This is a genomic window from Acinetobacter sp. SK-43 (assembly GCF_015351505.1).
Lineage (GTDB): Bacteria > Pseudomonadota > Gammaproteobacteria > Pseudomonadales > Moraxellaceae > Acinetobacter > Acinetobacter junii.
The window spans coordinates 1-917 of sequence record NZ_JADKPY010000099.1 but is presented as its reverse complement, the minus strand read 5'-3'; the positions used below and the strand labels follow the sequence as shown (position 1 = coordinate 917).

General features: G+C 47.0%; 1 protein-coding gene. It reads right to left on the bottom strand.

Annotation, left to right across the window (positions count from 1 at the left end):
* Positions 1-35: 35 nt before the first annotated feature.
* A partial coding sequence (locus IRT38_RS17380) for a Tn3 family transposase (protein WP_032861311.1) occupies positions 36-917 on the bottom strand: 882 nt, incomplete at its 5' end.

The window sequence follows — 917 nt, the reverse complement described above, 5'->3', positions numbered from 1 at the left end:
TAGGGGTCGTCTCAGGAAACGGAAAATATAGCACGCTAAGGTTTTTCAATTGCGCGCAATGGCCTAAATTTTCCACCACCTATCTTGGCTTTGCTTCGCCATAGATAATCCCCAGTTAAATTGATGTGCTCCCACCCCAGCGGTGACAGATATTGCAGCAAGGTATCATCGACTGTGCGACCATGCCCTCGTAGGGCGTTAGTCGCTCTCTCTAAATAAACCGTGTTCCACAATACAATGGCGGCGGTCACTAGATTCAAGCCACTGGCTCGATAACGCTGTTGCTCAAAGCTTCGATCTCGAATCTCACCCAATCGATAAAAGAAAACGGCGCGCGCTAATGCATTACGGGCTTCACCTTTATTTAATCCAGCTTGAACCCGACGGCGTAGTTCTACGCTTTGCAACCAATCCAAGATAAACAGTGTGCGCTCAATACGCCCCAGCTCTCGTAATGCCAATGCCAAACCATTCTGTCGTGGATAACTACCGAGTTTACGTAGCATTAGCGACGCTGTGACAGTCCCTTGCTTGATTGATGCGGCCAGACGCAAAATATCGTCCCAATGAGTACGAATCTGTTTGATATTCAGTGTGCCGCCAATCATGGGTTTAAGTGCGGCATAGTCTATGTCTGACTTTGGAATATAGAGTTTCGTATCGCCCAGATCACGAATTCGTGGTGCAAATCGAAACCCTAGCATGTGCATGAGTGCAAAAACATGGTCGGTGAATCCAGCCGTATCGGTGTAGTGTTCCTCGATGCGTAAATCAGACTCGTGATACAGCAGCCCATCAAGAACATAGGTTGAATCACGAACGCCCACATTGATCAGCTTACTGCTAAATGGTGCGTATTGATCAGAAATGTGTGTATAAAATAACCTTCCAGGCTCTGCGCCATATTTTGGATTGAT